The sequence below is a fragment of the Kitasatospora sp. CM 4170 genome (assembly GCF_032110285.1).
Taxonomy (GTDB): domain Bacteria; phylum Actinomycetota; class Actinomycetes; order Streptomycetales; family Streptomycetaceae; genus Kitasatospora; species Kitasatospora aburaviensis.
The window spans coordinates 3,625,882-3,648,317 of the sequence record NZ_CP134877.1 but is presented as its reverse complement, the minus strand read 5'-3'; the positions used below and the strand labels follow the sequence as shown (position 1 = coordinate 3,648,317).

General features: G+C 72.8%; 21 protein-coding genes and 3 pseudogenes. 13 read left to right on the top strand and 11 right to left on the bottom strand.

Annotation, left to right across the window (positions count from 1 at the left end; translation table 11 throughout):
- Positions 1-28: 28 nt before the first annotated feature.
- The 3 genes from RMN57_RS15165 (at position 29) to RMN57_RS15155 (ending at position 3,642) form a co-directional block, all read left to right on the top strand.
- Positions 29-988 carry an ATP-binding cassette domain-containing protein gene (locus tag RMN57_RS15165; RefSeq protein ID WP_313763927.1) on the top strand — a complete coding sequence of 320 codons (960 nt, stop codon included), beginning with the start codon at positions 29-31 and terminating at the stop codon, positions 986-988.
- 162 nt (positions 989-1,150) lie between these two features.
- Positions 1,151-2,446, top strand: coding sequence for a DUF445 domain-containing protein (locus RMN57_RS15160; protein ID WP_313763926.1), 1,296 nt, complete (start codon positions 1,151-1,153; stop codon positions 2,444-2,446).
- Between the two features lie 41 nt (positions 2,447-2,487).
- Positions 2,488-3,642, top strand: coding sequence for an adenosine deaminase (locus RMN57_RS15155; protein ID WP_313763925.1), 1,155 nt, complete (start codon positions 2,488-2,490; stop codon positions 3,640-3,642).
- 127 nt (positions 3,643-3,769) lie between these two features.
- Here the strand turns inward: RMN57_RS15155 and RMN57_RS15150 are convergent.
- Positions 3,770-4,720: pseudogene (locus RMN57_RS15150) on the bottom strand (RNA polymerase sigma factor); the annotation flags it as partial.
- 114 nt (positions 4,721-4,834) lie between these two features.
- Between RMN57_RS15150 and RMN57_RS15145 the strand changes: the two are divergent.
- Entirely contained in the window at positions 4,835-5,470 is a 636-nt protein-coding gene (locus RMN57_RS15145; RefSeq protein ID WP_313763924.1) for a TetR family transcriptional regulator, read from the top strand.
- A 105-nt stretch (positions 5,471-5,575) separates the two neighbouring features.
- On the opposite strand, the gene RMN57_RS15140 is transcribed toward RMN57_RS15145, so the two are convergent.
- The gene (locus tag RMN57_RS15140; RefSeq protein WP_313763923.1) at positions 5,576-6,307 is read right to left on the bottom strand and encodes a TetR/AcrR family transcriptional regulator C-terminal domain-containing protein; all 732 of its coding nucleotides are present in this window, start codon (positions 6,305-6,307) and stop codon (positions 5,576-5,578) included.
- A 138-nt stretch (positions 6,308-6,445) separates the two neighbouring features.
- Here RMN57_RS15140 and RMN57_RS15135 point away from each other — a divergent pair, with 138 nt between their 5' ends.
- Positions 6,446-7,939: an MFS transporter gene (locus tag RMN57_RS15135; RefSeq protein WP_313763922.1), complete on the top strand. Its 1,494-nt coding sequence runs from the start codon at positions 6,446-6,448 to the stop codon at positions 7,937-7,939.
- A gap of 69 nt (positions 7,940-8,008) precedes the next feature.
- Here the strand turns inward: RMN57_RS15135 and RMN57_RS15130 are convergent, their stop codons facing one another.
- Together RMN57_RS15130 and RMN57_RS15125 are read right to left on the bottom strand one after the other, a co-directional pair.
- The gene (locus RMN57_RS15130; RefSeq protein ID WP_313763921.1) at positions 8,009-8,194 is read right to left on the bottom strand and encodes a DUF397 domain-containing protein; all 186 of its coding nucleotides are present in this window, start codon (positions 8,192-8,194) and stop codon (positions 8,009-8,011) included.
- Positions 8,195-8,196: 2 nt separating this feature from the next.
- Complete coding sequence (locus RMN57_RS15125) at positions 8,197-9,048, bottom strand: helix-turn-helix transcriptional regulator (RefSeq protein ID WP_313763920.1); 852 nt, start codon at positions 9,046-9,048, stop codon at positions 8,197-8,199.
- 231 nt (positions 9,049-9,279) lie between these two features.
- Between RMN57_RS15125 and RMN57_RS15120 the strand changes: the two genes are divergently transcribed.
- Entirely contained in the window at positions 9,280-9,657 is a 378-nt protein-coding gene (locus tag RMN57_RS15120; protein WP_313763919.1) for an ATP-binding protein, read from the top strand.
- A 174-nt stretch (positions 9,658-9,831) separates the two neighbouring features.
- On the opposite strand, the pseudogene RMN57_RS15115 reads toward RMN57_RS15120, so the two are convergent.
- Positions 9,832-10,470: pseudogene (locus tag RMN57_RS15115) on the bottom strand (cellulose-binding protein); the annotation flags it as partial.
- A 117-nt stretch (positions 10,471-10,587) separates the two neighbouring features.
- Positions 10,588-11,364 (bottom strand): annotated as a pseudogene (locus tag RMN57_RS15110) (serine/threonine-protein kinase); the annotation flags it as partial.
- Positions 11,365-11,549: 185 nt separating this feature from the next.
- Between RMN57_RS15110 and RMN57_RS15105 the strand changes: the two are divergent.
- The gene (locus RMN57_RS15105) at positions 11,550-12,134 is read left to right on the top strand and encodes a hypothetical protein (RefSeq protein ID WP_313763918.1); all 585 of its coding nucleotides are present in this window, start codon (positions 11,550-11,552) and stop codon (positions 12,132-12,134) included.
- 60 nt (positions 12,135-12,194) lie between these two features.
- Here RMN57_RS15105 and RMN57_RS15100 read toward each other — a convergent pair whose 3' ends face one another.
- From RMN57_RS15100 to RMN57_RS15090, 3 genes are all read right to left on the bottom strand, one after another.
- Positions 12,195-12,965 (bottom strand): CDP-alcohol phosphatidyltransferase family protein, encoded by a 771-nt coding sequence (locus tag RMN57_RS15100; protein WP_313763917.1) that lies wholly within the window; start codon positions 12,963-12,965, stop codon positions 12,195-12,197.
- A gap of 145 nt (positions 12,966-13,110) precedes the next feature.
- Positions 13,111-13,809, bottom strand: a complete 699-nt coding sequence (locus RMN57_RS15095; protein WP_313763916.1) for a YidC/Oxa1 family membrane protein insertase — start codon at positions 13,807-13,809, stop codon at positions 13,111-13,113.
- Positions 13,810-13,938: 129 nt separating this feature from the next.
- A complete protein-coding gene (locus RMN57_RS15090; RefSeq protein ID WP_313763915.1) occupies positions 13,939-14,232 on the bottom strand; it encodes a DUF6412 domain-containing protein in 294 nt (97 codons plus the stop codon).
- Between the two features lie 190 nt (positions 14,233-14,422).
- Between RMN57_RS15090 and RMN57_RS15085 the strand changes: the two genes are divergently transcribed.
- Both RMN57_RS15085 and RMN57_RS15080 read left to right on the top strand, forming a co-directional pair.
- Positions 14,423-14,707 carry a type II toxin-antitoxin system prevent-host-death family antitoxin gene (locus RMN57_RS15085; RefSeq protein ID WP_313763914.1) on the top strand — a complete coding sequence of 95 codons (285 nt, stop codon included), beginning with the start codon at positions 14,423-14,425 and terminating at the stop codon, positions 14,705-14,707.
- Complete coding sequence (locus tag RMN57_RS15080; protein ID WP_313763913.1) at positions 14,700-15,122, top strand: type II toxin-antitoxin system VapC family toxin; 423 nt, start codon at positions 14,700-14,702, stop codon at positions 15,120-15,122. The genes RMN57_RS15085 and RMN57_RS15080 overlap by 8 nt, the downstream gene beginning before the upstream one ends.
- A 79-nt stretch (positions 15,123-15,201) precedes the next feature.
- Here RMN57_RS15080 and RMN57_RS15075 read toward each other — a convergent pair whose 3' ends face one another.
- Together RMN57_RS15075 and RMN57_RS15070 are read right to left on the bottom strand one after the other, a co-directional pair.
- Positions 15,202-16,293: a Gfo/Idh/MocA family oxidoreductase gene (locus RMN57_RS15075; RefSeq protein ID WP_313763912.1), complete on the bottom strand. Its 1,092-nt coding sequence runs from the start codon at positions 16,291-16,293 to the stop codon at positions 15,202-15,204.
- 158 nt (positions 16,294-16,451) lie between these two features.
- Positions 16,452-17,579, bottom strand: coding sequence for a lytic polysaccharide monooxygenase (locus tag RMN57_RS15070; RefSeq protein ID WP_313763911.1), 1,128 nt, complete (start codon positions 17,577-17,579; stop codon positions 16,452-16,454).
- 380 nt (positions 17,580-17,959) lie between these two features.
- On the opposite strand from RMN57_RS15070, the gene RMN57_RS15065 reads away from it, so the two are divergent.
- The 4 genes from RMN57_RS15065 (at position 17,960) to RMN57_RS15050 (ending at position 22,372) form a co-directional block, all read left to right on the top strand.
- Positions 17,960-18,739 (top strand): HAD-IIA family hydrolase, encoded by a 780-nt coding sequence (locus RMN57_RS15065; RefSeq protein ID WP_313763910.1) that lies wholly within the window; start codon positions 17,960-17,962, stop codon positions 18,737-18,739.
- A 111-nt stretch (positions 18,740-18,850) separates the two neighbouring features.
- Positions 18,851-20,224, top strand: coding sequence for a low temperature requirement protein A (locus RMN57_RS15060; protein WP_313763909.1), 1,374 nt, complete (start codon positions 18,851-18,853; stop codon positions 20,222-20,224).
- A 120-nt stretch (positions 20,225-20,344) separates the two neighbouring features.
- On the top strand, positions 20,345-21,073 hold the full coding sequence (locus RMN57_RS15055; protein WP_313763908.1) for a uracil-DNA glycosylase: 729 nt from the start codon (positions 20,345-20,347) through the stop codon (positions 21,071-21,073).
- Between the two features lie 201 nt (positions 21,074-21,274).
- Entirely contained in the window at positions 21,275-22,372 is a 1,098-nt protein-coding gene (locus RMN57_RS15050; RefSeq protein WP_313763907.1) for a glycoside hydrolase family 6 protein, read from the top strand.
- Positions 22,373-22,436: the final 64 nt, after the last annotated feature.

Here is a 22,436-nt window from a genome sequence, read left to right as displayed (position 1 = left end):
ACCCCCCCCGGAACAACGGAGAACTCCCATGACCCTGATCGAACTCGACGACGTCCGACGCACCTTCACCGTCCGCACCAAGGCCGGCCGGTTCCGGCGGGAGAAGCGCGAGGTCCGCGCGGTGGACGGTCTGAGCTTCACGGTGGCGGCCGGCGAGTGCGTCGGCTACATCGGCCCGAACGGCGCCGGCAAGTCCACCACCATCAAGATGCTGACCGGCATCCTGGTGCCCACCGGCGGGCGGCTGCGCGTCGCCGGCATCGACCCCGCCCGCGAGCGCGTCGCGCTGGCCCGGCGGATCGGCGTCGTCTTCGGGCAGCGCACCACGCTCTGGTGGGACCTCCCGCTGCGCGACTCCTACGAACTCGCTCGCAGGCTCTACCGCATCCCCGACCACCGATATCGCGCCAACCTCGAACGATGCATCGAACTCCTCGACCTCGGGGGGCTGCTGGACACCCCGGTCCGCCAGCTCTCGCTCGGCCAGCGGATGCGCGGCGACCTCGCGGCGGCGCTGCTGCACGACCCGCAGGTGCTCTACCTGGACGAGCCGACGATCGGGCTCGACGTGGTGAGCAAGGGCCGGGTGCGCGAGTTCCTGCGCGAGGTCAACCGCGACCAGGGCACCACCGTCCTGCTCACCACGCACGACCTCACCGACATCGAGCAGCTCTGCGGCCGGGTGATGGTGATCGACCACGGCCGGGTCGTCCACGACGGCGGCCTGGAGGGCCTGCACGCCGCGGCGGACAGCGAGCGGACCCTGGTCGTCGACCTCGCCGAGGCGGGCCCGCCGATCACGGTGGTCGGCGCCCGGGTGGTGAAGGTCGAGGGCCCGCGGCAGTGGCTGGCCTTCCCGGCCCAGCAGAGCGCCGCCCCGATCGTCGCCGAGGTGGCGGCCCGCTACCCGCTGGTCGACCTCTCGGTCCGCGAGCCGGCGATCGAGGACGTGATCGCCCGGATGTATGCGGAGGTCGCGATCGGCTGACGGCACCGGGGCGCCGACGGCCCGCCGTCGGCGCCCCTTCGCCGCGTTCCGGCTCCGCGCCTCGCCTGGCGGAGCGCTCGTCGGAGCACTTGTGGTGCGCGCCCGGCGCGAGTTGGCGGGGCGCGCCCTCCGCTCGCGCCGGTCACGGGGCAGACTGGCGGGGTGAGTGACGAAGCCTTCAGCGGGACCGGCCCCGGGGTGCGGTTCACCGCTGCCGACGAGGAGAAGAGACGCGGCGTCCGCCGGATGAAGACCATCGCGACCGGCCTGCTGGCCTTCGCGACCCTGGTCTTCGCCCTGGCCACCTGGGCGGATTCGGCCGGCGCCGGCGCCTGGGCCGGCTACGTGGCCGCCGCGGCCGAGGCGGGCATGGTCGGCGCGCTGGCCGACTGGTTCGCCGTGACCGCGCTGTTCCGCCGCCCGTTCGGACTGCCGATCCCGCACACCGCGATCATCCCGACCAAGAAGGACGCCTTCGGCCGCTCGCTGGGCGAGTTCGTCGGCGACAACTTCCTCTCCGGCCAGGTGGTCCGCGGCCGGCTCGCCGCGCTCGGGATCGGCCGGCGGCTCGGGGAGTGGCTGGCCGCCCCCGGCAGTGCCGAGCGGGTCACCAAGGAGGCCTCGGCCGCCCTGCGCGGCGTGCTCGCGGTGCTGCGCGACGACGACGTGCAGGCGGTGGTCGGCGAGGCGGTCACCCGGCGGGCCGCCGCCACCTCCGTCGCCGAGCCGGCCGGTCGGATGCTGGCCAAGGTGGTCGCCGACGGCGGGCACCACGGCGTGGTCGACCTGGTCGCGGTCCGGGCGCACGGCTGGCTGACCGCGAACCACGAGGAGGTGGTCCAGCGGGTCAGCCAGAAGACCCCGGGCTGGACCCCGAAGTTCATCGACCACCAGGTGGGCGAGCGGGTCTACAAGGAGCTGATGCGGTTCGTCACCGACATCCGCGACGACCCCGACCACCCGGCCCGCGGCGCGATCGACAACTTCCTCGCCGACTTCGCCACCGAGCTGCAGACCGACCCGGAGACCATCGCCCGGGTCGAGCGGGCCAAGGTCGAGCTGCTGGCCCGCCCCGAGGTGCAGGACCTCATCGCCTCCACCTGGGCCGCGGTCCGCACGCTGGTGCTGAACGCCGCCGAGGACGAGGAGAGCGAACTGCGCCGGCGCATCCGCACCGGCGTGCGCGACTTCGGTGCGCGCCTGGCCACGGACCGCAAGCTCCAGGCCAAGGTGGACGGCTGGCTCCAGGACGCCGCCCAGTACCTGGTCGACACCTACCGGGCGGAGATCACTTCGCTGATCTCCGAGACGGTGGCAGGCTGGGATGCGGACGACGCCTCGCGCAAGATCGAGGCCAACGTCGGCCGGGACCTGCAGTTCATCCGGATCAACGGGACCGTGGTGGGCGCCCTGGCCGGTCTGCTCATCCACACCGTGGCGGTGGCGTTCGGCGGGTGAGCCCTGCTTATCCTTGCGAACACTGCTCGATACGCGCGTAGATGTCGTCGGCGCCCACCCGGCGCCACGCGGACGTCGCGTTCCCACGCGGAACACCAGAGAAGAAGGGCACCACCGTGGTCCAGCCGGACGGAAGTCGGATCGGAACCGCCAACAACCTGAGTGCCGACCGGGGCATCGAGGCGTTCATCGCCGGAATGCCCAAGGCGGAGCTGCACGTCCACCACGTCGGATCGGCCTCGCCGCGCGTGGTCGCCGAGCTGGCGGCCCGCCACCGCGGCCAGTCGAAGGTGCCGGTCGACCCGGCGGCCCTCGCCGAGTACTTCACCTTCACCGACTTCGCGCACTTCATCGAGGTCTACCTCAGCGTGGTCGACCTGATCCGCGACGCCGAGGACGTCCGGGCGCTCACCTACGGCGTCGCCGAGGACATGGCGCGGCAGAACATCCGCTACGCCGAGCTGACCGTCACCCCGTACTCCTCGGTCAGCCGCGGCATCCCCGACGTCGCCTTCATGGAGGCGATCGAGGACGCCCGGGTGCGCGCCGAGAAGGAGCTGGGCGTCGTCCTCCGCTGGTGCTTCGACATCCCCGGTGAGGCCGGCCTGGCCGCCGCGGAGGAGACCGCCCGCCTGGCCGTCGACCTGGCCCCCGAGGGTCTGGTCAGCTTCGGCCTCGGCGGCCCCGAGATCGGGGTGCCGCGGCCGCAGTTCAAGCCCTACTTCGACCGGGCGCGCGCGATCGGCCTGCGCAGCGTCCCGCACGCCGGCGAGACCACCGGCCCGGAGACCGTCTGGGACGCCCTGCGGGTGCTCGGTGCCGAGCGCATCGGCCACGGGACGCAGGCGGTGAAGGACCCGGCGCTGCTGGACCACCTCGGCGAGCACCGGATCGCGCTGGAGGTCTGCCCGACCTCGAACATCGCCACCCGGGCGGTGGAGCGGATCGAGGACCACCCGATCAAGCAGATGGTCGACGCCGGGCTGCTGGTCACCGTCAACAGCGACGACCCGCCGATGTTCGGCACCGACCTCAACACCGAGTACGCGGTGGCGGCGCGACTGCTGGAGCTCGACGAGGCCGGCGTCGCCGCGCTGGCGAAGAACGCCGTCGAGGCGTCCTTCCTCGACCAGGCCGGCAAGGCCCGGCTCACCGGCGAGATCGACACCTACCTCGCCGGGTGGAACCGCGGCTGATCCCCGCCCCCGCCTCACCGGCCGTCGCCGGTGACCGCCCCCGCCGGACCCGTCCGGCGGGGGCGGTCGGCCTTGCGGGACGGTCGGCCGAGGTGGCGGAACCGGGCGGGCGGGGACGGGCGGGCGGTCAGGCGAGGAAGCCTTCGAGCAGCCGGGTCCGGGAGGAGTGGCGGAGCTTGCCCATGGTCTTGGCCTCGATCTGGCGGATGCGCTCCCGGGTGACGCCGTGGAGCCGGCCGATCTGGTCGAGCGTCCTGGGCTCCCCGCCGTCGAGGCCGTAGCGCAGGACGATGACGCCGGCCTCCCGCTCGCTCAGCCCGGCGAGGACCTTGCGGAGCTGTTCGCGGAGCAGGACGTGGCCGAGGGCCTGCAGAGGTTCGGGCGAGCCGGTGTCCTCGATGAGGTCGCCGAGCTCGGCCCCGCCCTCGGCCCCGACCGGGGTGTGGAGGGAGACCGGGGCGAGGTCGTAGCGCTGGACCTCGACGACGCGCTCGGGCGTCAGGTCGGTCGCCGCGGCGATCTCGGCCGGGCCGGGCTCGCGGTCGAGCTCCTGGGCCAGCTCGCGGCGGGCCCGGGCCACCCGGTTGATCACCTCGACCATGTGGACGGGGATCCGGATCGTGCGGGACTGGTCGGCCAGCGCCCGGCCGACGGCCTGCTTGATCCACCAGGTGGCGTAGGTGGAGAACTTGAAGCCCCGGTGGTGGTCGAACTTCTCGACGGCGCGGATCAGCCCGAGGTTGCCCTCCTGCACCAGGTCCAGCAGGGCGAGCCCCCGGCCGGTGTACCGGCGGGCGATCGAGACCACGAGCCGGAGGTTGGCCTCCAGCATGTGCTCGCGGGCCCGGCGGCCGTCGGCGGCGGCCGCCTCCAGCTCCGAGAGGGCGTCGGCGGAGGCGTCGGCGGAGGTGTCGGTGGAGGCGAGCCGCTCCTCGGCGAGGCGGCCGGCCTCGATGCGCCGGGCCACCGCGACCTCCTGCTCGGGGGTCAGCAGCGGGATCCGGCCGATCTCGGTGAGGTAGGTCTTCAGGGCGTCGGCGGTGGTGACGGTCATGGCGATGGTGCCGGCGGCGGGGTCGAGCTTGCGCATGCGGTCTCCGTCGATCGAGCCAAAACTTGCTACGGACGTAACTTTAGATCCAGGCCTGAAGGTGCGTCAAGCGTAAAGTTGCAACGAGTGTAAGATTGCTCCATGAGCATCGAACCGGTAGGGCTCCGGGAGTCCAAGAAGCGCGAGACCAGGCAGCTGATCTCCGACCACGCGACCAGGCTCTTCATCGAGCAGGGCTTCGAGCCGACGACGATCGCCGAGATCGCCGCCGCGGCCCGGGTCGCCAAGAAGACCGTCACCAACTACTTCCCGCGGAAGGAGGACCTGGCTCTCGACCACCACGAGGAGTTCGTCGCGGGTCTCGCGGGGATCGTCGCCGGCCGAGCGGCGGGCGAGTCGGCCCTCGCCGCCCTGCGTGGCGCGTTCCTCTCGGCCGTCGAACGCCGGGATCCGGTGGCCGGGTTCGCGCCGCTGCCCTTCGCACGGATGATCGCCGACAGCCCGACGCTGCTGGCCCGGCTGCGCGATCTGCACGACCAGCGGGATGCGGCGCTGGCCGAGGTCCTGGCGGAGGCCACCGGCGCCGGGCCGGACGACATCACGCCGCGCGCGGTCGCCGCCCAGCTCGGTGGCGCGCACCGGGTCCTGTTCCAGCGGATCCAGGAGCTGACCCTGGCCGGCCGGGACGCGGCGGAGGTTGCGGCTGTCGTGGCCGAGGAGGCGCCGCGCGTCTTCGATCTGCTGGAGCCGTCCCTCGCCGAGTACGCCGTCGCCTGAGGGCGCGGGTGGGGGTGGGGCTGAGGGTTCTGCTGCCGCGCAGGAAGTCGGAGGGGGCGACTTCCTGCGCGGGCGAGTGGTCGCGTCCGGCAGTGCGGCAGTGCGTCAGCGCGGCAGGCGCAGGGCGAGGCCGTCGAGGATGACCTCCAGGCCGTAGTTGAACTTGGCCTCGCGCAGTTGTGCCGGATCGACGGCTGTGTGCGTCTCGGCGGCGGTGGCGTACGCGTCGGCGAGGAGCTCGTGCCCGGCCGCGGCCTCCTGGGCGGCGGGCATCAGCCTGGCGATGAAGGAGGCCTCGGTCTCCCCCGACCGGGCCACGGCGGTGAGCCAGGCCGCCTCGGTGGTGCTCATGCCGATGACGTAGGGGAGGACGGTTTCCAGTGCGCGGTTGGGGTCGGGGAAGCCGATGGCCGTGAACAGCTCGGCGAGTCGTCCGGAAACGGCCATCAGGTTGGGGCCGAGGTAGGCGAGTCCGGCCTGGCCGAGGACGGAGGCCAGCCAGGGGTGCCGCAGCGCGGTGGCGCGGAAGGACTGCGCGCACTCCGTGACGGCGATCCGCCAGTCGGGGCTGTCCGCGGGCGGGACGGTGATCTCGCCGAAAGCCTCGTCCACCGCGAGCTCCATCAGCTCGTCCTTGGTGGCGACGTGTCGGTAGAGCGAGGTGGCGCCGGCGTTGAGGCGGGCGCCGAGCTTGCGCATCGAGAGCGCCTCGATGCCGTCCGCGTCCAGCATCACGATCGCCTCGCGGACGATCGCGGCCCGGCTGAGCGCGGGCTGCTCGCGCTCGCGCGGCTCGCGGGCCCATACGGACGGGATCGGGTTCGTCTTGGCGGCCATGGGCACTCCCTCGTCGCTATCCGGCTGCGCACACCGTTCGCATCGAGCGTACAGGAATCGGGGTTGCGCACACTGTTCCGCGCTGCGTACAGTGTGCGCATCGACGGAACGCCGTACGCACCTCGGAGGGGAACACCCATGGAAGCCCGCAATCCACGACGCTGGTGGATCCTGATCGTGCTGTGCCTCAGCTCGATGGTCCTGGTGATCGACAGCATGGCGCTGACGGTGGCGGTGCCGTCGATGACCGCGGACCTGAAGGCGACCGCGCAGGACACGCAGTGGATCCTCGACTCCTACATCCTGGTGTTCGCCGGGCTCCTGCTGACCTCGGGAAGCCTCGGTGACCGGTTCGGCCGGCGGAAGATCATGGTCATGGGTCTGCTGCTGTTCGGGGCCGCGTCGCTGGCCGCGACGTACTGCACCAGCCCGGGCGAGGTCATCGCCTCCCGGGTGGCGATGGGCATCGGCGGCGCGCTGATCATGCCGTCCACGCTGTCGATCCTGATCACGGTCTTCGAGGAGGACGAGCGCGGCAAGGCGATGGCGGCCTGGGGGTCGGTGTCGATGCTCGGCCTGGTGGGCAGCCCGGTGCTGGGCGGTGTGCTGATCGACCACTTCTCCTGGCACTCGATCTTCTTCATCAACGTGCCGGTCGTGGTGCTGGCGATCGTGGCGGCGCTCGTCCTGATGCCGGAGTCCAAGGGGCCGTGGCAGAAGCCGGACCCGCTGGGCGCGGTGCTGTCGGTGGTCGGGATGACCTCGCTGGTGTGGTGGATCATCGAGATTCCGAAGCACGGCGCGTTCGAGGGCCGGTCGCTGGTCACCGTGGGGGTCGCGGTCGTGGCGCTGGTCGGGTTCGTGGTCTGGGAGAACGTGACGGCCGAGCCGATGGTGCCGCTGGCCCTGTTCAAGAAGCGCAACTTCAGCGGCGGATCGCTGTCGCTGACCCTGGTGCAGATCGGGAACGGCGGTCTGCTGCTGGTCCTGACCCAGTACCTGCAGTTCGTGCTGGACTACTCGCCGGTCAAGGCGGGCCTGGCCTTCGTTCCGCTGGCGGTGGCCGCGCTGATCGGTAACGGTGCGGGGGCGGGTCTGACGGCGAAGATCGGCAACCGGCCGCTGGTGCTGGCCGGGATGGCGCTGATGGCGGGTGCGTTCGCACTGCTGACCACGGTGGACGCGGACACCGCGTTCGTGGTGCCGGCGGTGGCGCTCGGGCTGCTGGGGCTCGGTGCGGGGCTGGCGATGCCGGCTGCGATCGGTGCGCTGATGGGGGAGATCCCGGCGGAGAAGGCGGGCGTGGGGTCGGCGCTCAACGACACGATCCAGCAGGCGGGGACGGCGCTGGGCATCGCGATCCTGGGCTCGCTGCTGGCGAGCGGGTATGCGGACGAGATGCCGGCGGGGGCGTCGGAGCAGGCCAAGCAGTCGATCGTGGGGGCGATCGCGGAGGCGAAGGGGGATGCGGGTCTGGTGCATGCGGCCCGGGAGGCGTTCACCTCGGCGATGAGCACCACGTTCACGGTGGGCGCGGTGGGCGTCCTCGCGGCGGCGGTCCTGGCGGCCGTGGTGATGCGGGACAAGAAGAAGGAAGAGGTGCCCACGGAGGAGCCCCACCTCGCCGCGTGAGGAAGAGCGGTGAACGGAGAAGGCCGGCACCCCGGAAGGGGCGCCGGCCTTCCGGCGTCGGTGGCGCGGTCAGACGTCGAATTCGCCGTTGCGGATCCCGGCGAGGAGATCGCGCCATTCGTCCCTAGTCAGTTGGGCGATGCCGTCTGGCCGAATGCTGCTGCGGAGATAGACGGTATCGGCGGTGACGGCCACCTCGGGGCAGCTCGCGCCGTCCTGACAGGCCTCGGGGCGATTCCACTGAAGTGCTTCCATGCTCAGATCTCCTTTCTGACGGACCTGATGAGGTCGCGTGACTGTGCCTCGGTGAGTGATCGCCCCGTCATCGTCTCGATGATGTGGCGGTAGTTGTCGAGCTGCTTCTGCTCGTGCAGGAACACCGGGCCGCCCACCGCGTCGAGTTGAACCGTGTCGAGGCGGGGTACTGGCCCCTTTGCGTGGATGATTCCTTGACCTGAACCGACGAATCCGTGGCAGCTGAAGCTGATCACGCGGAGCGTCACGTGCGGCATCTCCGCATAGTCAAGCAGCCTGTCGAGTTGTCGCTTGGCGGCATCGCGGCCGCCGAACAGCATTCGCAGGGCGGCCTCGTGAACCACTGCGGAGTAGGGTCGGCCGTTCTCGCTCATCAGCACTGCGGATCGCTGCACTCGGTTTTCGACGCGCGCCTCCAGCAACCGTGGTGGGAGGGGCGGGTAGACGTCGTTGAAGATCGCCCTTCCGTACTCTTCCGTTTGCATCGCGCCTGGCACATGCGAGACCTGGTACGTGCTGATCTCGTTGGCGAAGTACTCCATCTCCGAGATGTCGAGAAAGCCGGTCGGCACGGCGCCGCGGTAGTCCTCCCACCAACCCTTGTGCCTCTCCTCGGCCATGGCGGCGAGCGCATCGACGTAGGCGGTGTCGCTCTCCTGAAAGTCGGAGGCGAGCATGCGAACGCGCTCGGCGGTGACCGGGTAGTACCCCTTTTCGATCTGAGTGATCTTCGTGCGGTCGAGCCCGAACAGGGATGCTGCCTGGGCGGTTGTGCGGCCGGCGCTGTCGCGCATCTTCCGCAGCTCGACGCCGACCCTTTCCTGTCGGACTGACGGGGTGGTTCGTGGTGGCATGCCCCAAGCATCCACCGCGATCCCTCAGCGGGTCCAGTAATCAGTCGATCGAGTGAATGATGGTGGTAGAAGTGCCCTCACATGTGCCACCCGTGCTCTACAGTCTGTGCTGCACCGCTCACCGAACGGGTCGTCAGTAACGCCGCCCGGCGGCCGAAGAGCACCTGATTGCGGGCTGGCTCACGGCGACACCCGGTCAGCATCCCCACCTACACCGCAGGGAGATTTCCCGTGTGTAACCGCAACTCCGCCTCCCTCAACTCCCCCTCCCTCGCCGTCGCCCGCGAGGCCCTCCGCTCGGCCATGGACCGCTCCGGCTGGCACCCCGACCTCATCGCGGACGCCGAACTCGCCCTCGCCGAACTGATCGTCAACGCCTGGCGACACGGCCGGACGACCTCACCCGTCGTCCTCTTCCTCATCCTCGACGGCACGCTCCGCGTCTCCGTCTGCGACGACAGCTCCGACCTCCCCCAGCCGTGCACGCCGTCGCGCTACTCCGAGTGCGGCCGCGGCCTCCAGCTGATCGAGGGCCTCACCCACCGCTGGGGTGCCGAACCCCAAAAGCGCGGCAAGACCGTCTGGTTCGAACTGGACGCCGCCGCGTGAACTCCGCCCCCCACCCCGCCGAACGGCCTCCCCGTGCTCGGACTCCTGATCCTGATCCTGCTCTCCGCCGTCGTCGGCGGCGTCTGCGAGGCGTGGGCCGCATCCCTCCGGCCGCGCGACGCCGAAACCAACGCGCAGCCGAAGGGCTCCTGACCGGCCCCCGCCTACCCGGCGCTAGCGCTGCTGTTGTTGCGGGGGAAGCTCCGCGGCGGCCACGGCTGCGCCGGTCAGCGTCGCCAGCATCTCGCGGACGTTGTTCAGCTGGGCGTTGAGGCTGTCGCGGCGGTTGGTCAGAGCCGCCAGCTCGCGCTCGGATTCGCTGCGGACCCGGTCGGCCTTGGCGTTGGCGTCGGCCACGATGTCCTCGGACTGGCGCTGGGCCGTCTCGACGGTCTGGCGGGCCCGGCGCTCGGCGTCGGTGCGCAGCTTCTCGGCCTCCAGGCGCAGCTGCTCGGCCAAGTGCTCGATCTCTGCCAGGCGCTTCTCCGCTCTGGCCTGACGGGCGGCCAGGTCGCGCTCGGACTGCTCCCGGCGCTTGGCCAGGTTGGTCTCGAACTCCAGCGCGGCCTGGGCGGCCTTGGTGCGGGTCAGCTCGAACAGATCGTCCGCCTCCCCGCGCTTGTTCTGGGCATCGAGGTTGGCCTTGGCGCGCAGCTGGGCGCTCTCGTTCTTGGCCTCCTCCAGGACTACCCGGACCTCCTCCTCGGCCTGGGCGCGGCGCTTGGCAAGGTTGGTCTCGAACTCGGCGGCCGCCTGGGCGGCCTTCGCCCGGGTCTCCTCGAAGAGCGCGTCCGCCTCGTCCCGCCGGTTCCGCACGTACACGTCGTCGCTGATCGAGGTGTCGCGCACCGTCGGCGTGTACGCGGGTGCCGGGTTGGCCAGCGACCACGCGGCCGCGCGCAAGCGAACCGCGACCTGGTCGGCGCCGGACGGCCGCTGGGCCGGGTCTTTGGCCAGCAACTCCAGGACGAGCCGGTCGACCTCCGCCGGGATCGCGTCCCGGAGCTCGCTCGGCGGTGCGGGGGCGACCGTGCCGTGCAGCCGCATCAACTCGAAGACGCCACCACGGAAGGGGGGCCGGCCGGTGCACAGCTCGTACAGCAGGCAGCCGAAGGCGTAGAGGTCCGATCGGGCGTCGAGCCCCTTCCCTTCGAAGCGCTCCGGAGCCATGTACGCCGGAGTCCCGATGATTGCGTGCGTGCTGGTCACGCCGTCGTCCGCGGCCTCGGTCCGGGCGATGCCGAAGTCCACCACCTTCACCGAACCTGAGGCCAGCACCATCACGTTGGCCGGCTTGATGTCCCGGTGGACCACGCCCGCCCCGTGGGCCACGGCGAGCGCGTCGGCGATCTGCGACGCCCACGCCAGCGAACGGGCCAGCGGCGGAACCCCGCGAGCCAGGCTCTCGTTCAGCTGGGCGCCGTCGAGCAGTTCCATGACCAGGTAGAACACCGGCCGGCCTGCGCTCCGGTGCTCGCCGAAATCGTGCACCGTGACGATGTGCGGGTGGTTGAGCGCTCCGGCCGTGGCCACCTCGCGCACGAAGCGGGCCACGTCCTTGGCCGTGTTCCCGCCCTGCTGCATGACCTTGACGGCGACGTGGCGCTGGATCCGGGCGTCGCGGGCCTTCCACACCACCCCGAACGCGCCTTCACCGATCGTCTCGATCAGCTCGTACCGGTCGTCCAGGACATCGCCCGCCTGCATTCCCGCCCCCTCGCCCGCCAACCGCGCCTCGCCGTGCACAACTTACCGCTCGCCGCCTGCTCGGACAGGGTGTCCGCGCGCAATCGGGGCCGGTGTGATCACTGATCTGTGGCCGGGTAACCTGCACCGGTCAACGGCACGTTGACCACCGCTCATGTCATCGACCACGGGGACCTCTCAACACCATGTCCGCACCGCCGCCGTACCAGAACCACCCGCCGCAGCAGCCCTACGGCTACGCTCCGCCGCCGCCCCAGCCCGCGTACGGCCAGCCCCCCGCCTACGGACAGCAGCCCCCGTACGCGCAGCCGCCGCAGCCGCCGCAGCCGCAGTACGCCCAGCCCCAGCCCCCGTACGGCGCCCAGCCGCCGGCCCCCCAGCCTCTGCAGCGCCCGCGGCAGCGCCGGAGCCCGCTGCAGGCCGTCCTCCCGATCGTGATCGTCCTGGCCGTCTTCGGCGGCGGCGCCTGGTACGTGTGGAAGTACAACACCGACCCCAACGGCGGCAAGGCCAAGGCCGCCGCCACGCAGTCCGCGCAGGCCGCGGAGAACAAGACGCACGACCCGAACGTCGGCGATTGCGTGAAGATCCAGGACCCGCAGGGCTCGCCGGTGCCGACGATCGTCGACTGCAAGTCCTCCGAGGCCCAGTACAAGATGGCCGACAAGCTCTACGGCCCCGACAAGAGCTGCGGCGCCGCCTTCGACTACGGCATCAAGGTCGACCGCAGCAAGGGCGTCGACTACACGATGTGCTTCAAGAAGGTCTGAGCCGGAACGCCGCTGCCCCCGGAAGCGCGCTTCCGGGGGCAGCGGGGGAACCTGCCGGGCTCAGCGCAGCCGCGACGAGGACAGGATCGACGCGAGGTGCGCCACCACCATCCCCCAGGTGATCACCGCGATGGCCGCGAGTGCGTACCGGGTCGGGCCGATGTCGCCGACCGCCGCGTCCGCCACTGCCGTGGCGAGCAGGACCAGCGAGGCCTCGATGCCGTTGGTCACCCGGTGGATCTTGAATATCGAGGCCAGCCGGCGCGCGGTGGCGATGCCCTGGGAGCGCGGCTGCGTCGACTCCTCGTCGGCCGGCGCCATGCCGCTGCGCGCCCGTGCGACGTCCACCAGGTCGGTCGAGGCCTTCAGCAGCACCACGCCCAGCGCGGTCGCCAGCCCGACCGAGACCCACAGCTCCGAGCCCCCGCGCGCGGCCCGCACGCCGGCCCCGATCATCAGCGCGGCATCGGCGAGGTACGCGCCGAGCCGGTCGACGTACACCCCCGCGGTGCTGAACTGTCGCTTCCAGCGAGCCACCTCGCCGTCGACGCAGTCGAACAGCAGGAAGCCCTGGAACAGCACGGCCGCCAGCACGGCACCCGTCAGCCCCGGGATCATCAGCGCGGCACCGGCGCCCACCCCGCAGACCACCATCAGCCAGGTCAGCGTGTTCGGCGACACCGAGGTGCGGACCAGCTGCCGGGTGGTCCGCAGCGAGATGCGGCGCATGTAGAGGCGGCCCGCCCAGTGCTCCCCGTTGCGGCTCTGCAGCTTCGCCTGCGGCTGGCAGACCTCCCGCAACTCGGCCAACGCCGGAGCAGCGACCACCATGACGACTTCCCTCCATCGGTCCGACCGGCGGACGACCTGAATGACCTGAATGATCAGCTCAGGCTAGACGGCAGGCCCGAGCCGCCCCACGCCAGGGAGGGCCCGGGACGGCCGGGGGCCCCGGGGCCGAACGGGGGGCAGCGGGTCAGATCAGCGCCACCGCGGGCACCGGCGCCGAGCCCCGGTGCAGCCAGGCACGCTCGGCGGCGGACCAGGCGGTGGTGGTGAGCAGGTAGATCCCGGCGGCCAGCGGGACGAGCGCGGCGAACAGCACGGTGCCGAACGACAGGTACGGCAGGAACGCCAGCCCCGGCTGCGGCGTCGCGGAGGCGGGCTGCGCCGCCTGCGCACGGCGGGCGCGCCGGAACCCGACGTACGCCACCCCGGCCAGCGCCGCGTACAGCAGACCGAACACCACCCACTGCGCCGCGCCCTGGGCGCTGCCCACGTGCAGGCCGAGTGGGACGCCGAAGAGGGTGTGGCCGAGCAGGTCGTTCGGGGTGGTGAACAGCCGGTACATCACCGAGAAGAACGGGATCTGCACCAGCATCGGCAGGCACCCCGCGAACGGCGAGGCCTTCTCCTCCTTGTACAGCTCGGCCAGCGCGGCCTGGAGCTTCTCCGGCCGGTCCTTGTGCTTGCGGTTCAGCTCCGAGATCTTCGGCGCGAGCCGGGCCCGCGCCTTCTCGCCGCGCGCCGCGGCCCGGGCCAGCGGGTGCAGCGCCAGCCGGACGCCGACGGTGAACAGGACGATCGCCGCCGCCGTGGGCAGGACGGTGGCGAGCGCGGCGACGACGTCGTGGGCCAGGCCGACGGCCGGGTCGAGAACTGCGAAAAGCGACATGGTGGAGCGAGCCCTCCGGGGTCTCAGCGTCTGGTGACATGAGTGATCGGCGGAGGACGGCCGCGTTCGGACGGCGCTCGGAACCCCGGAGCGGCCAGGCGGCCCGCTCGGCGGGGGAGAGAGGTGGAGCTACGCGGCCGTCGGGGCCGCTCCGGGGGCCCTGGGGCGTCGCCTGCCCCGGGCGTCCGGATCACGCTGTGGGAGGAAGGCGGTCCGGAACGCGCGCCTGCGCAGCATCCCGTTCCGTACGGCGGCCGGTGCCCGTGCTCCGCGCAGGCGGGCGACGACCAGCGCCCCCGCCACCGCTGCGGTCAGCAGCACCACGGCTGCGGCGGTGGCCACCGAGGTCAGCGTGCCGCCCTCGGCGAGCACGTCCCCGCTCAGCACGCGGAGCAGTCCGAGCAGCATCGCGACGAGTTCCACGCTGTGCTCCTCTCCTGCTCCCGGCCGGCCTGTTCCGGGCGTTTCCCGACGTTGACGACGATGGTACGGCCTGTCGGGTTCCCGCGGAGCGGATTCGTCAGGGTGCGATCCGCCACTCTTCGCGCGGCGGCCCAGCGGGCTGCTGCCCGCACTGTAGCCACGGGTGCTACGCGGGGCTACCTTGGAGGGTATGAAGACGATTACCCAGCGGGAGTTCCGGAACAACTCCGCCGCGGTGATGGACGCGGTGGAGGCGGGCGAGACCTTCCACATCACCAGGAACGGGGTCGAGGTCGCCGAGCTGCGACCGGTGACGGGCCGGCGACGGCTCACGGCGGAGGAGCTGGTCGCGCGGCACGTGAAGCTGCCGCGCGTCGACTACCACCAGATGCGCAAGGAGTCCGAGGAGTACTTCGGCTCCGAGGAGCTGGTCGGGGACGACGGCGACGACCCCTTCGAGCGGCCGCGTGGCTGAGCGGCGCAGGGCGCCCCGGCGGCGGCCGGCCGGGGTGCTGGACACCTGCGTCTACATCGACCTGGCGCTGCTGAGCCCGGCGGACCTGCCCGCCGTGCCGGAGCTGACCGCGATCACCTTCGCCGAGCTGCAGCAGGGCGTGTCGATGGCGCGCGACCCGGTCAGCCGGGCGGCCCGGCTGGAGGTGCTGGGTGCGGCGATGGCCGACTTCGACCCGCTGCCCTTCGACGCGGCGGCCGCCGCGCGGTACGGGACGCTGGTCACGCTCACCATCGCGGCCGGGCGGCAGCCGCGCCCGCGGCGGATCGACCTGATGATCGCCGCCGTCGCCTCCGCCCACGGCCTGCCGCTCTACACCCGCAACGTCGCGGACTTCCGCGGCCTGGGCTCGGCAGTGGAGATCATCGGGATCTGACCGCCCGGGGCCCGGGGCCCGTCCCCGATCGCGGCACCGGGTACCGCGGGTCGGGGGCTCGGCGCCCCGGGGGCACGGGTCAGTCCAGCCGGACCGTCGTTCCGGTGGCGGCCGAGGCGCGGGCGGCCTCCAGGACGGCGAGGGTGGCGACGGCGTCCCGCGGGTCGACCGGCGGCGGGGTGCCGGGGTTCGCCAGCGCGGCGGCGACGCCCGCGTAGAACGCGGGGTAGTCGCCCGGGTCGGTGGGGACCGCGACGGTGGACTCGTCGGTACCGAGGGTGCCGTAGCGGCCGGGCTCGTCGGCGCCCCACGGGCGTTCGTCGCCCGGGCGGTGGCCGGCGCGCAGGTCGGCCTCCTGCGGGTCCATGCCGGTCTTCACGTAGCCCGCGGCGTCGCCGAGCACCCGGAGCCGGGGGCCGACCAGTGGCGCGATGGCGCTCGTCCACAGGTGCGATCGGGTGCCGGAGGCGTGGGTGAGGGCGAGGAAGGCGTCGTCGTCGACCACCGCGCCGTCCCGGCGGACGTCGATCTCCGCGTACACCGTCTCCACCGGCCCGAACAGCGCGAGTGCCTGGTCGACCAGGTGGCTGCCCAGGTCGTAGAGCGTGCCGCCGACCTCGGCCGGGTCGGCCAGCTCGCGCCAGCCCGCCTTGGGCTTGGGCCGGAACCGCTCGAACCGGGACTCGAAGCGGTGCACCCGGCCGAGCGCGCCCTCGCGGATCAGCCGGGCGGCGGTGAGGAAGTCGCCGTCCCAGCGGCGGTTCTGGAAGACCGTGAGCAGCACGCCCTGCTCCTCGGCCGCGCTGCAGAGCTCCAGCGCCTCGGCGGCGGTGGCGGCCAGCGGCTTGTCGACGACGGTCGCCAGCCCGGCGCGCAGCGCCGCCCGGGCGAGCGGCACGTGGGTGCGGTTGGGGGAGGCGATGACGACCAGGTCGAGCGAGCCCGGGGCGGCGAGCAGCTGCTCGGGGGTGTCGACGACGCGGGTGTCGGGGTGCTCCCGGAGCAGCTGCGCGCGGCGTTCGGGGTTGGCGGTGACCACCGCGTCCAGCCGCAGGCCCGGGGTGGTGGCGATCAGCGGGGCGTGGAAGGCGGAGCCGGCCAGGCCGTAGCCGATCAGGCCGACCCGGAAGGGGCCGTCGTGCTGGGCGAGGGGGCGCGAGGAGGGGCTCATGCGCCCTACTCAATCACGCTGCGTCCGATTGGCCCGGGTTTCGGCGGCGAGGTCGGGAACGCCTCCGCTCGTGGCCGGGGCGGCCCGGGCACGGCCGCGCCCGGGGCGGCCCGGCCACGGTCCGCTGCCGCACCCGGGCTCGGTGGTGGTACCCGGACTCAGCGGGCGTGGGCCCGGCGGCGGCGCTGCCGGTGGAGGACGGCGACGGTGGCGCCGGCGAGGAGGAAGGCGGAGCCGACGGAGGCGAGGATGCCGAGGGAGCGGTCCGAGCCGGTCTGCGCGAGCTGGTCGGGTGCGGCGGCCGTCGTCGCGGGGGTGGTGCCGGCGGCGCCGGCGGCGACCGGGGTGCCCGCGGTGCCGGTGGGGGTCGGCACCGCGGGCGCGGGGGCGGTGGGCGTGGGGGCGGTGGGTGCGGTGGTCGGAGTGGCCGGGGCGGCCGGGGCGGCCGGTGTGCCGGCGGAGGCGGGGACGGGCGCCGCGGTGGGGGCGGTGGCGCCGCCGGCCGGGGCGGGGGCGGTCGGGGCGGGGGCGTGGCCGTGGTCGTGGCCGCCGGCCGTGGTGGGTGTGGTGGGTGTGGTGGCCGTGGCACCGCCGGTCGGCACGGGGGAGCCGCCGGTGCCGGTGTTGGTGCCGGGGTTCGCACCGCTGCCGTCGAAGACGACGTCCGAGCAGGAGTAGAACGCCTCCGGGCTGTCCGAGCGCTGCCAGATGGCGTAGATCAGCTGGCGCCCGGTCTTGCCGGCCGGGACCTTGCCCGGCAGCACGTACGAGCCGTCCACGAGCTGCGGGTCGGTGACCGTGAGGAAGGGCTGCGGCTCCAGGTTCGCCCAGGTCAGCGGCTTGGTGGGGGAGTAGCTGCCGTTGGTGATGTAGAGCTGGAAGGTGCCCTTGTGGGGGGCGGTGGCGCGGTAGCGGAAGGTGAAGTCGGCCCCCGAGGTGAGGTTGGTGGCCGGCCAGTCGGCGCGCGGCAGGTCCAGGCCCCGGTAGGTGTCCGAGCCGGCGCTGCACAGCTTCCCGTCCGGGATGAGCTCCCGGTGGCGGCCGGCGGCGTCGCCGATCCGCAGGCTCATCCAGTCGTACAGCGCCGCGGTGCCGCCGGTGGCCACGGCCGCCGTGCAGGCCGCCGACTTCGGGTGCTCGGCCCCCTCCAGGTAGCAGCCCTCGACCCGGCTGAGCGGGTTCTGCATCGAGCCGTGGGCGGCGGCCGGGGCGCCGGTCAGACCGACGGCGAGGCCGGTGGCGGTGAGGGTGAGGACGGCGGCGGGGAAACGGCGGCGCACGGGCATGGCAGGGGACTCCTCCGAGGAGTGCGGTGAGGGTGGTGCCGCTCACGCTAGACCGGCGGGGCGGCCGTACTGAGGGGTCATCAGTGCGGTTAGGGGCTGCTTAAGGAGTCCTTGAGGCAGGCGCGGTGCCGGGCGGGTTTCCGGGCACGGAGGGCGGTTCGCCGTCCCGGTCCCCGGTCGACCGGTCCGGAGACCGGGACCGCGCTGTCGTGGGCCTGGCGTGCGGATTAGGCTGTGCCCCGTTGGGGCAGCCAGCAGTACCCCCGGCGGTCCGGTGCCCCGGGGAGGGTCCGGCCGGTGGGAGGCGCAACGGTGACGGCGGTGCGCCGAAGGTTCGTACGACCATCGCAAGACGTTGCAAGACTTCGGGAGACACGCACGTGGCAGACCGCAAGCCCATCGAGTCCTGGCTGACCGACATGGACGGGGTCCTCATCCACGAGGGCACGCCGATCCCCGGCGCGGAGGAGTTCCTGCGCCGGCTGCGCGAGTCCGGCAAGCCGTTCCTGGTGCTCACCAACAACTCGATCTACACCCCGCGCGACCTCAGCGCCCGGCTGGCCGGCATGGGCCTGGACGTGCCGGAGGAGTCCATCTGGACGTCGGCCCTGGCCACCGCGCAGTTCCTCAAGGGCCAGCGTCCGGGCGGCACCGCGTACGTGATCGGCGAGGCGGGCCTCACCACCGCGCTCTACCAGGCCGGCTACGTGCTGACCGACAACAACCCGGACTACGTCGTCCTCGGCGAGACCCGCACCTACAGCTTCGAGGCGCTCACCAAGGCGATCCGGCTGATCAACCAGGGCGCCCGGTTCATCTGCACCAACCCGGACGAGACCGGCCCGTCCACCGAGGGCGTGCTGCCGGCCACCGGGTCGGTCGCCGCGCTGATCACCAAGGCGACCGGTGTCGAGCCCTACTTCGTGGGCAAGCCCAACCCGCTGATGATGCGCGAGGCGCTCAACACGGCCGGCGCCCACTCGGAGTCCGCCGTCATGATCGGCGACCGGATGGACACCGACATCGTGGCGGGCATGGAGGCGGGCATGGAGACCATCCTGGTCCTCACCGGTCTCACCGCCGCCGCCGACGTGGAGCGTTTCCCGTACCGGCCGACGCGGGTGGTCAACTCCGTCGCGGACCTGGTCGAACTGATCTAGCGTTCGTTCTGTTGTTCGGGCCCTCTCCCGGCCGTCCGGCCGGGGGAGGGCCCGCGCGCTGTGCGGGGTGAGTCCGTGCACGGTGCGTCCGTGGTCGCCGAGGAGGGGCGGATGAGCACAACGACGGGGGAGCCGGCCGGGGGGCCGGACACGACGGGCGGGACGGGCGCACCGTCGGCCGCGACGGCCGGGGCCGCCGCGCCGACCGGGGCGGCGACCGGGGTGACGGAGGCGGAGGCCGGCCCGGGCCGGGTCGAGGAGAAACGCGTCACCTGGGCGGAGCTCTACTTCGACCTGGTCTTCGTCTTCGCGATCACCCAGGTCTCCGGCCTGCTGCACCACCACCACGACTGGGTCGGGGTCGCCCGGGCCCTGGTCGTCTTCGTCCCCGTGTACTGGTGCTGGGTCGGCACCACCGTGCAGGCCAACATCCGGGACGTGGACACCCCGAAGGGCCGGATCGGCATCCTCGCGGTCGGCCTGGCCGGCCTCTTCATGGCGCTGGCCGTGCCCGCCGCGTACGAGGGCCGGGGCCTGCTGCTCGGGGCCGGGTACTGGGCGGCCCGGGTGGTGCTGCTGCTGGTGCTGATCCGCATCCCGGGCGTCTGGCGCGGGCCGTACGGGGTGGGCGTGCTGGTCAGCGGCCCGCTGCTGCTGGCCGGCGGGCTGCTGCCGGAGGGGCCGCGGACGGCGCTCTGGGCGCTCGCGGCGGCCTGCGACCTTTCCGCCCCGCTGATCTTCCGCAGCCGGCTGGCCCGGGTGGCCTACCACCCGTCCCACATGCCGGAGCGGTTCGCGCTCTTCCTGCTGGTGGCGCTCGGCGAGTCGATCGTCGGGATCGGCGCCACGGCCGCCGCGGCGCGCCTGGACGCGGTCGAACTCGCCGCGGTGGCCCTGGCGTTCACCATCTCCTGCGGGCTCTGGTGGCAGTACTTCGTCCACGCGGCGGACGCCATGCGGCACGCCGTCACCGTCGCGGACTCGCGCCGGGACATGATCCGCCGGATCTTCCAGTACGGGCACCTGGCGCTGGTGGCGGCGGTGATCGCGGTGGCGGTCGGCTTCGGCGAGACGGTGGCCGACCCGCGGCAGTCGCTCGGCCCCGGCTCGGTGGCGCTGCTGTACGGGGGCTGCGGGCTGTACCTGCTGACCTTCGGCTACACCCGGTGGATGATGTTCCGCGCGATGTCGACCACCCGGATCGTGGCGGCGGCGGTGGTGCTGGCGCTGGTCCCGGTGATGGTGCGGCTGCCGGCCATCGTGGTGCTGGCGGTCCTGGCGGTGGTGCTGGTGGTGCTGAACGTGGTCGAGCACGTCCGGGTGGAGCGGGCTGTGGCCGCGGCCGCCGCTTCGGCCTCCTCCCCGGCGGCTGCGGGGTCCGTGGCGCCCGCGGGGTCCGCCCCGGCAGGCGCGGTGGCTGCCGCGGCGGCAGGTGCGGAGGCGAACGACGGGGCTGCGGGGGCCGACCGGCCTGCGGCGGAGTGAAGTGTCAGTCGGTCTGTGTAGCGTTCGGTGTGGAAAGAGGGCGTGCGGCGCAAGCGGCGCGGTGCGCCCGAGGTCGGGGCGGTGCGGCGGTGAGCGGCCGTCCGGTGGGAGGTTGATGTCGTGACGGACACGGTCGAGGCGGGCGTGGTCGAGGCTGGAGCGGGTGCCGGGCTGGAGCTGCCCGAGTCCTGGCGCGAGGTGCTGGGCGCCGAGACGGAGAAGCCGTACTTCGCCGAGCTGGCGGCCTTCGTGGCGGCCGAGCGCGCCCAGCACCAGGTGTTCCCGCCCAAGGGGCAGGAGTTCTCGGCGCTGGAGGCCACCCCGTACGAGAAGGTCCGCGTCCTCGTCCTCGGCCAGGACCCGTACCACGACGACGGCCAGGCCCACGGCATGAGCTTCTCCGTGCTGCCGGGCACCAAGACGCCGCCGTCGCTGCGCAACATCTTCAAGGAGCTGGACGCCGACCTGGGCGTTCCGGCCCCGGACAACGGCTACCTGATGCACTGGGCCGAGCAGGGCGTGCTGCTGCTCAACGCGGTGCTCACGGTGCGCGCGCACGAGGCCAACTCGCACAAGGCCAAGGGCTGGGAGAAGTTCACCGACGCCGTGATCAAGGCGGTGAGCGCGCGTGAGGAGCCGGTCGTCTTCGTGCTCTGGGGCAACTACGCCAAGAAGAAGCTGCCGCTGATCGACACCGAGAAGCACGTGGTGGTCCAGGGCGCGCACCCGTCGCCGCTCTCCGCCAAGCTGTTCTTCGGCAGCCGCCCGTTCTCGCAGATCAACGACGCGCTGTCCGGCTTCGGCGTGGAGCCGATCGACTGGCAGGTGCCGAACCTCAAGCAGGGCTGAGGCGGTCGGGGCGGGTCGACACCTCGTCCACGTACGGCCGCTGTCCGCTGTTCACCGACCTCGGCTGCCGGTCGGTACCCGGTGTGCGAAGCTGGGTTCCGACCGGGTCGCCGGACCGGGTCTGGGGAGGGGCGGTACGTGCGCCGGTTAGGGCGAGGGCCGGGGTTCCGGCTGGCCGCGGGGGCGGCCGTGCTGGGCTTGGTGGCCGCCGTTGCGGGGTGCAACGGCAGTGGTTCGACGGGCGGTTCGGGCGGCAGCGTGTCGGGGGGCGCGTCGGGGAGCGGTTCGGCCGGGGCTGCGTCGGGGGGCGCGTCCGGATCGGGCGGGGCGACCGGTTCGGGCGGTGCATCGGCTTCCGCGGGGGCCGGCGGGCAGGCGGGCGGGGGCGACGCCGGCGGGTCCGCCGCCGGACTGGCCCAGCTGCCCGGCCAGACCTTCTACGTCTCGGACCGGACCTCGGCCGCCCGGCAGCTCGTCGCCCTGCGCGGCCAGGGGCGGACGGCCGAGGCCGACACGCTCCTGAGGATCGCGGCCCAGCCCTCCTCGCAGTGGCTCGGGGACCAGGCGGCCACGGGCATCGCCGAGCAGGTGAGCCGCCGGGCCGCGGCGGTGGACCGCACCCCGGTCTTCGTCGCCTACAACATCCCGCACCGCGACTGCGGCCAGTACTCGGCGGGCGGCGCGGCCGACGCCGCGGCCTACCGCTCCTGGATCACCGGCGTGGCCGAGGCGCTCGGGGACCGCCGGGCCTGGGTCGTACTGGAGCCGGACGCCGTCGCGCACACCCTGGACGCCTGCGGTGTGAAGGGCGCGGCCGCCGCCGAGCGGTACGGCCTGCTGGCCTTCGCCGTCCAGGAGTTGAAGAAGCGTCCGCAGGTGAAGGTCTACCTGGACGCGGGGAACCCCGGCTGGGCGCAGGACCCGTCCGCGATGGCCGAGGCCCTGCGCAAGTCCGGCATCGCCACGGCGGACGGCTTCGCGGTCAACGTCTCCAACTTCTACGCCACCGACCGGAACGCGGCCTACGGCGCGGAGCTCTCCGCCGCGCTGGGCGGGAAGCCCTTCGTCATCGACACCAGCCGCAACGGCAACGGCCCGCTCGGCGGCGACGCCTGGTGCAACCCGCCCGGGCGTGCGCTCGGCGAGCCGCCCACCGCCTCCACCGGCCGGCCGGGCGTGGACGCCTACCTGTGGATCAAGAACCCCGGCGAGTCCGACGGCGAGTGCGGCCGCGGCGAGCCCAGGGCGGGCGAGTTCTGGCTGCCGTACGCCCTGGGGCTCGCGCGCGGGGGCGCGTAGCGCACGCCCGGTGGGAGCGGCGGGGCCTTGTTGGCCTGGTGGCCGTGTGCCTGCAGGCCGTGTG

Excerpts from the sequence above, each read along its gene's own strand:
- RMN57_RS15105 (WP_313763918.1), top strand. The coding sequence starts at position 11,550 with ATGTCCGCACCGCCGCCGTACCAGAACCACCCGCCGCAGCAGCCCTAC.
- RMN57_RS15165 (WP_313763927.1), top strand. The coding sequence starts at position 29 with ATGACCCTGATCGAACTCGACGACGTCCGACGCACCTTCACCGTCCGC.
- RMN57_RS15145 (WP_313763924.1), top strand. The coding sequence starts at position 4,835 with ATGAGCATCGAACCGGTAGGGCTCCGGGAGTCCAAGAAGCGCGAGACC.
- RMN57_RS15155 (WP_313763925.1), top strand. The coding sequence starts at position 2,488 with ATGTCGTCGGCGCCCACCCGGCGCCACGCGGACGTCGCGTTCCCACGC.
- RMN57_RS15100 (WP_313763917.1), bottom strand. The coding sequence starts at position 12,965 with ATGGTGGTCGCTGCTCCGGCGTTGGCCGAGTTGCGGGAGGTCTGCCAG.
- RMN57_RS15060 (WP_313763909.1), top strand. The coding sequence starts at position 18,851 with ATGAGCACAACGACGGGGGAGCCGGCCGGGGGGCCGGACACGACGGGC.
- RMN57_RS15095 (WP_313763916.1), bottom strand. The coding sequence starts at position 13,809 with ATGTCGCTTTTCGCAGTTCTCGACCCGGCCGTCGGCCTGGCCCACGAC.
- RMN57_RS15125 (WP_313763920.1), bottom strand. The coding sequence starts at position 9,048 with ATGCCACCACGAACCACCCCGTCAGTCCGACAGGAAAGGGTCGGCGTC.
- RMN57_RS15140 (WP_313763923.1), bottom strand. The coding sequence starts at position 6,307 with ATGGCCGCCAAGACGAACCCGATCCCGTCCGTATGGGCCCGCGAGCCG.
- RMN57_RS15070 (WP_313763911.1), bottom strand. The coding sequence starts at position 17,579 with ATGCCCGTGCGCCGCCGTTTCCCCGCCGCCGTCCTCACCCTCACCGCC.
- RMN57_RS15130 (WP_313763921.1), bottom strand. The coding sequence starts at position 8,194 with ATGGAAGCACTTCAGTGGAATCGCCCCGAGGCCTGTCAGGACGGCGCG.
- RMN57_RS15085 (WP_313763914.1), top strand. The coding sequence starts at position 14,423 with ATGAAGACGATTACCCAGCGGGAGTTCCGGAACAACTCCGCCGCGGTG.
- RMN57_RS15075 (WP_313763912.1), bottom strand. The coding sequence starts at position 16,293 with ATGAGCCCCTCCTCGCGCCCCCTCGCCCAGCACGACGGCCCCTTCCGG.
- RMN57_RS15135 (WP_313763922.1), top strand. The coding sequence starts at position 6,446 with ATGGAAGCCCGCAATCCACGACGCTGGTGGATCCTGATCGTGCTGTGC.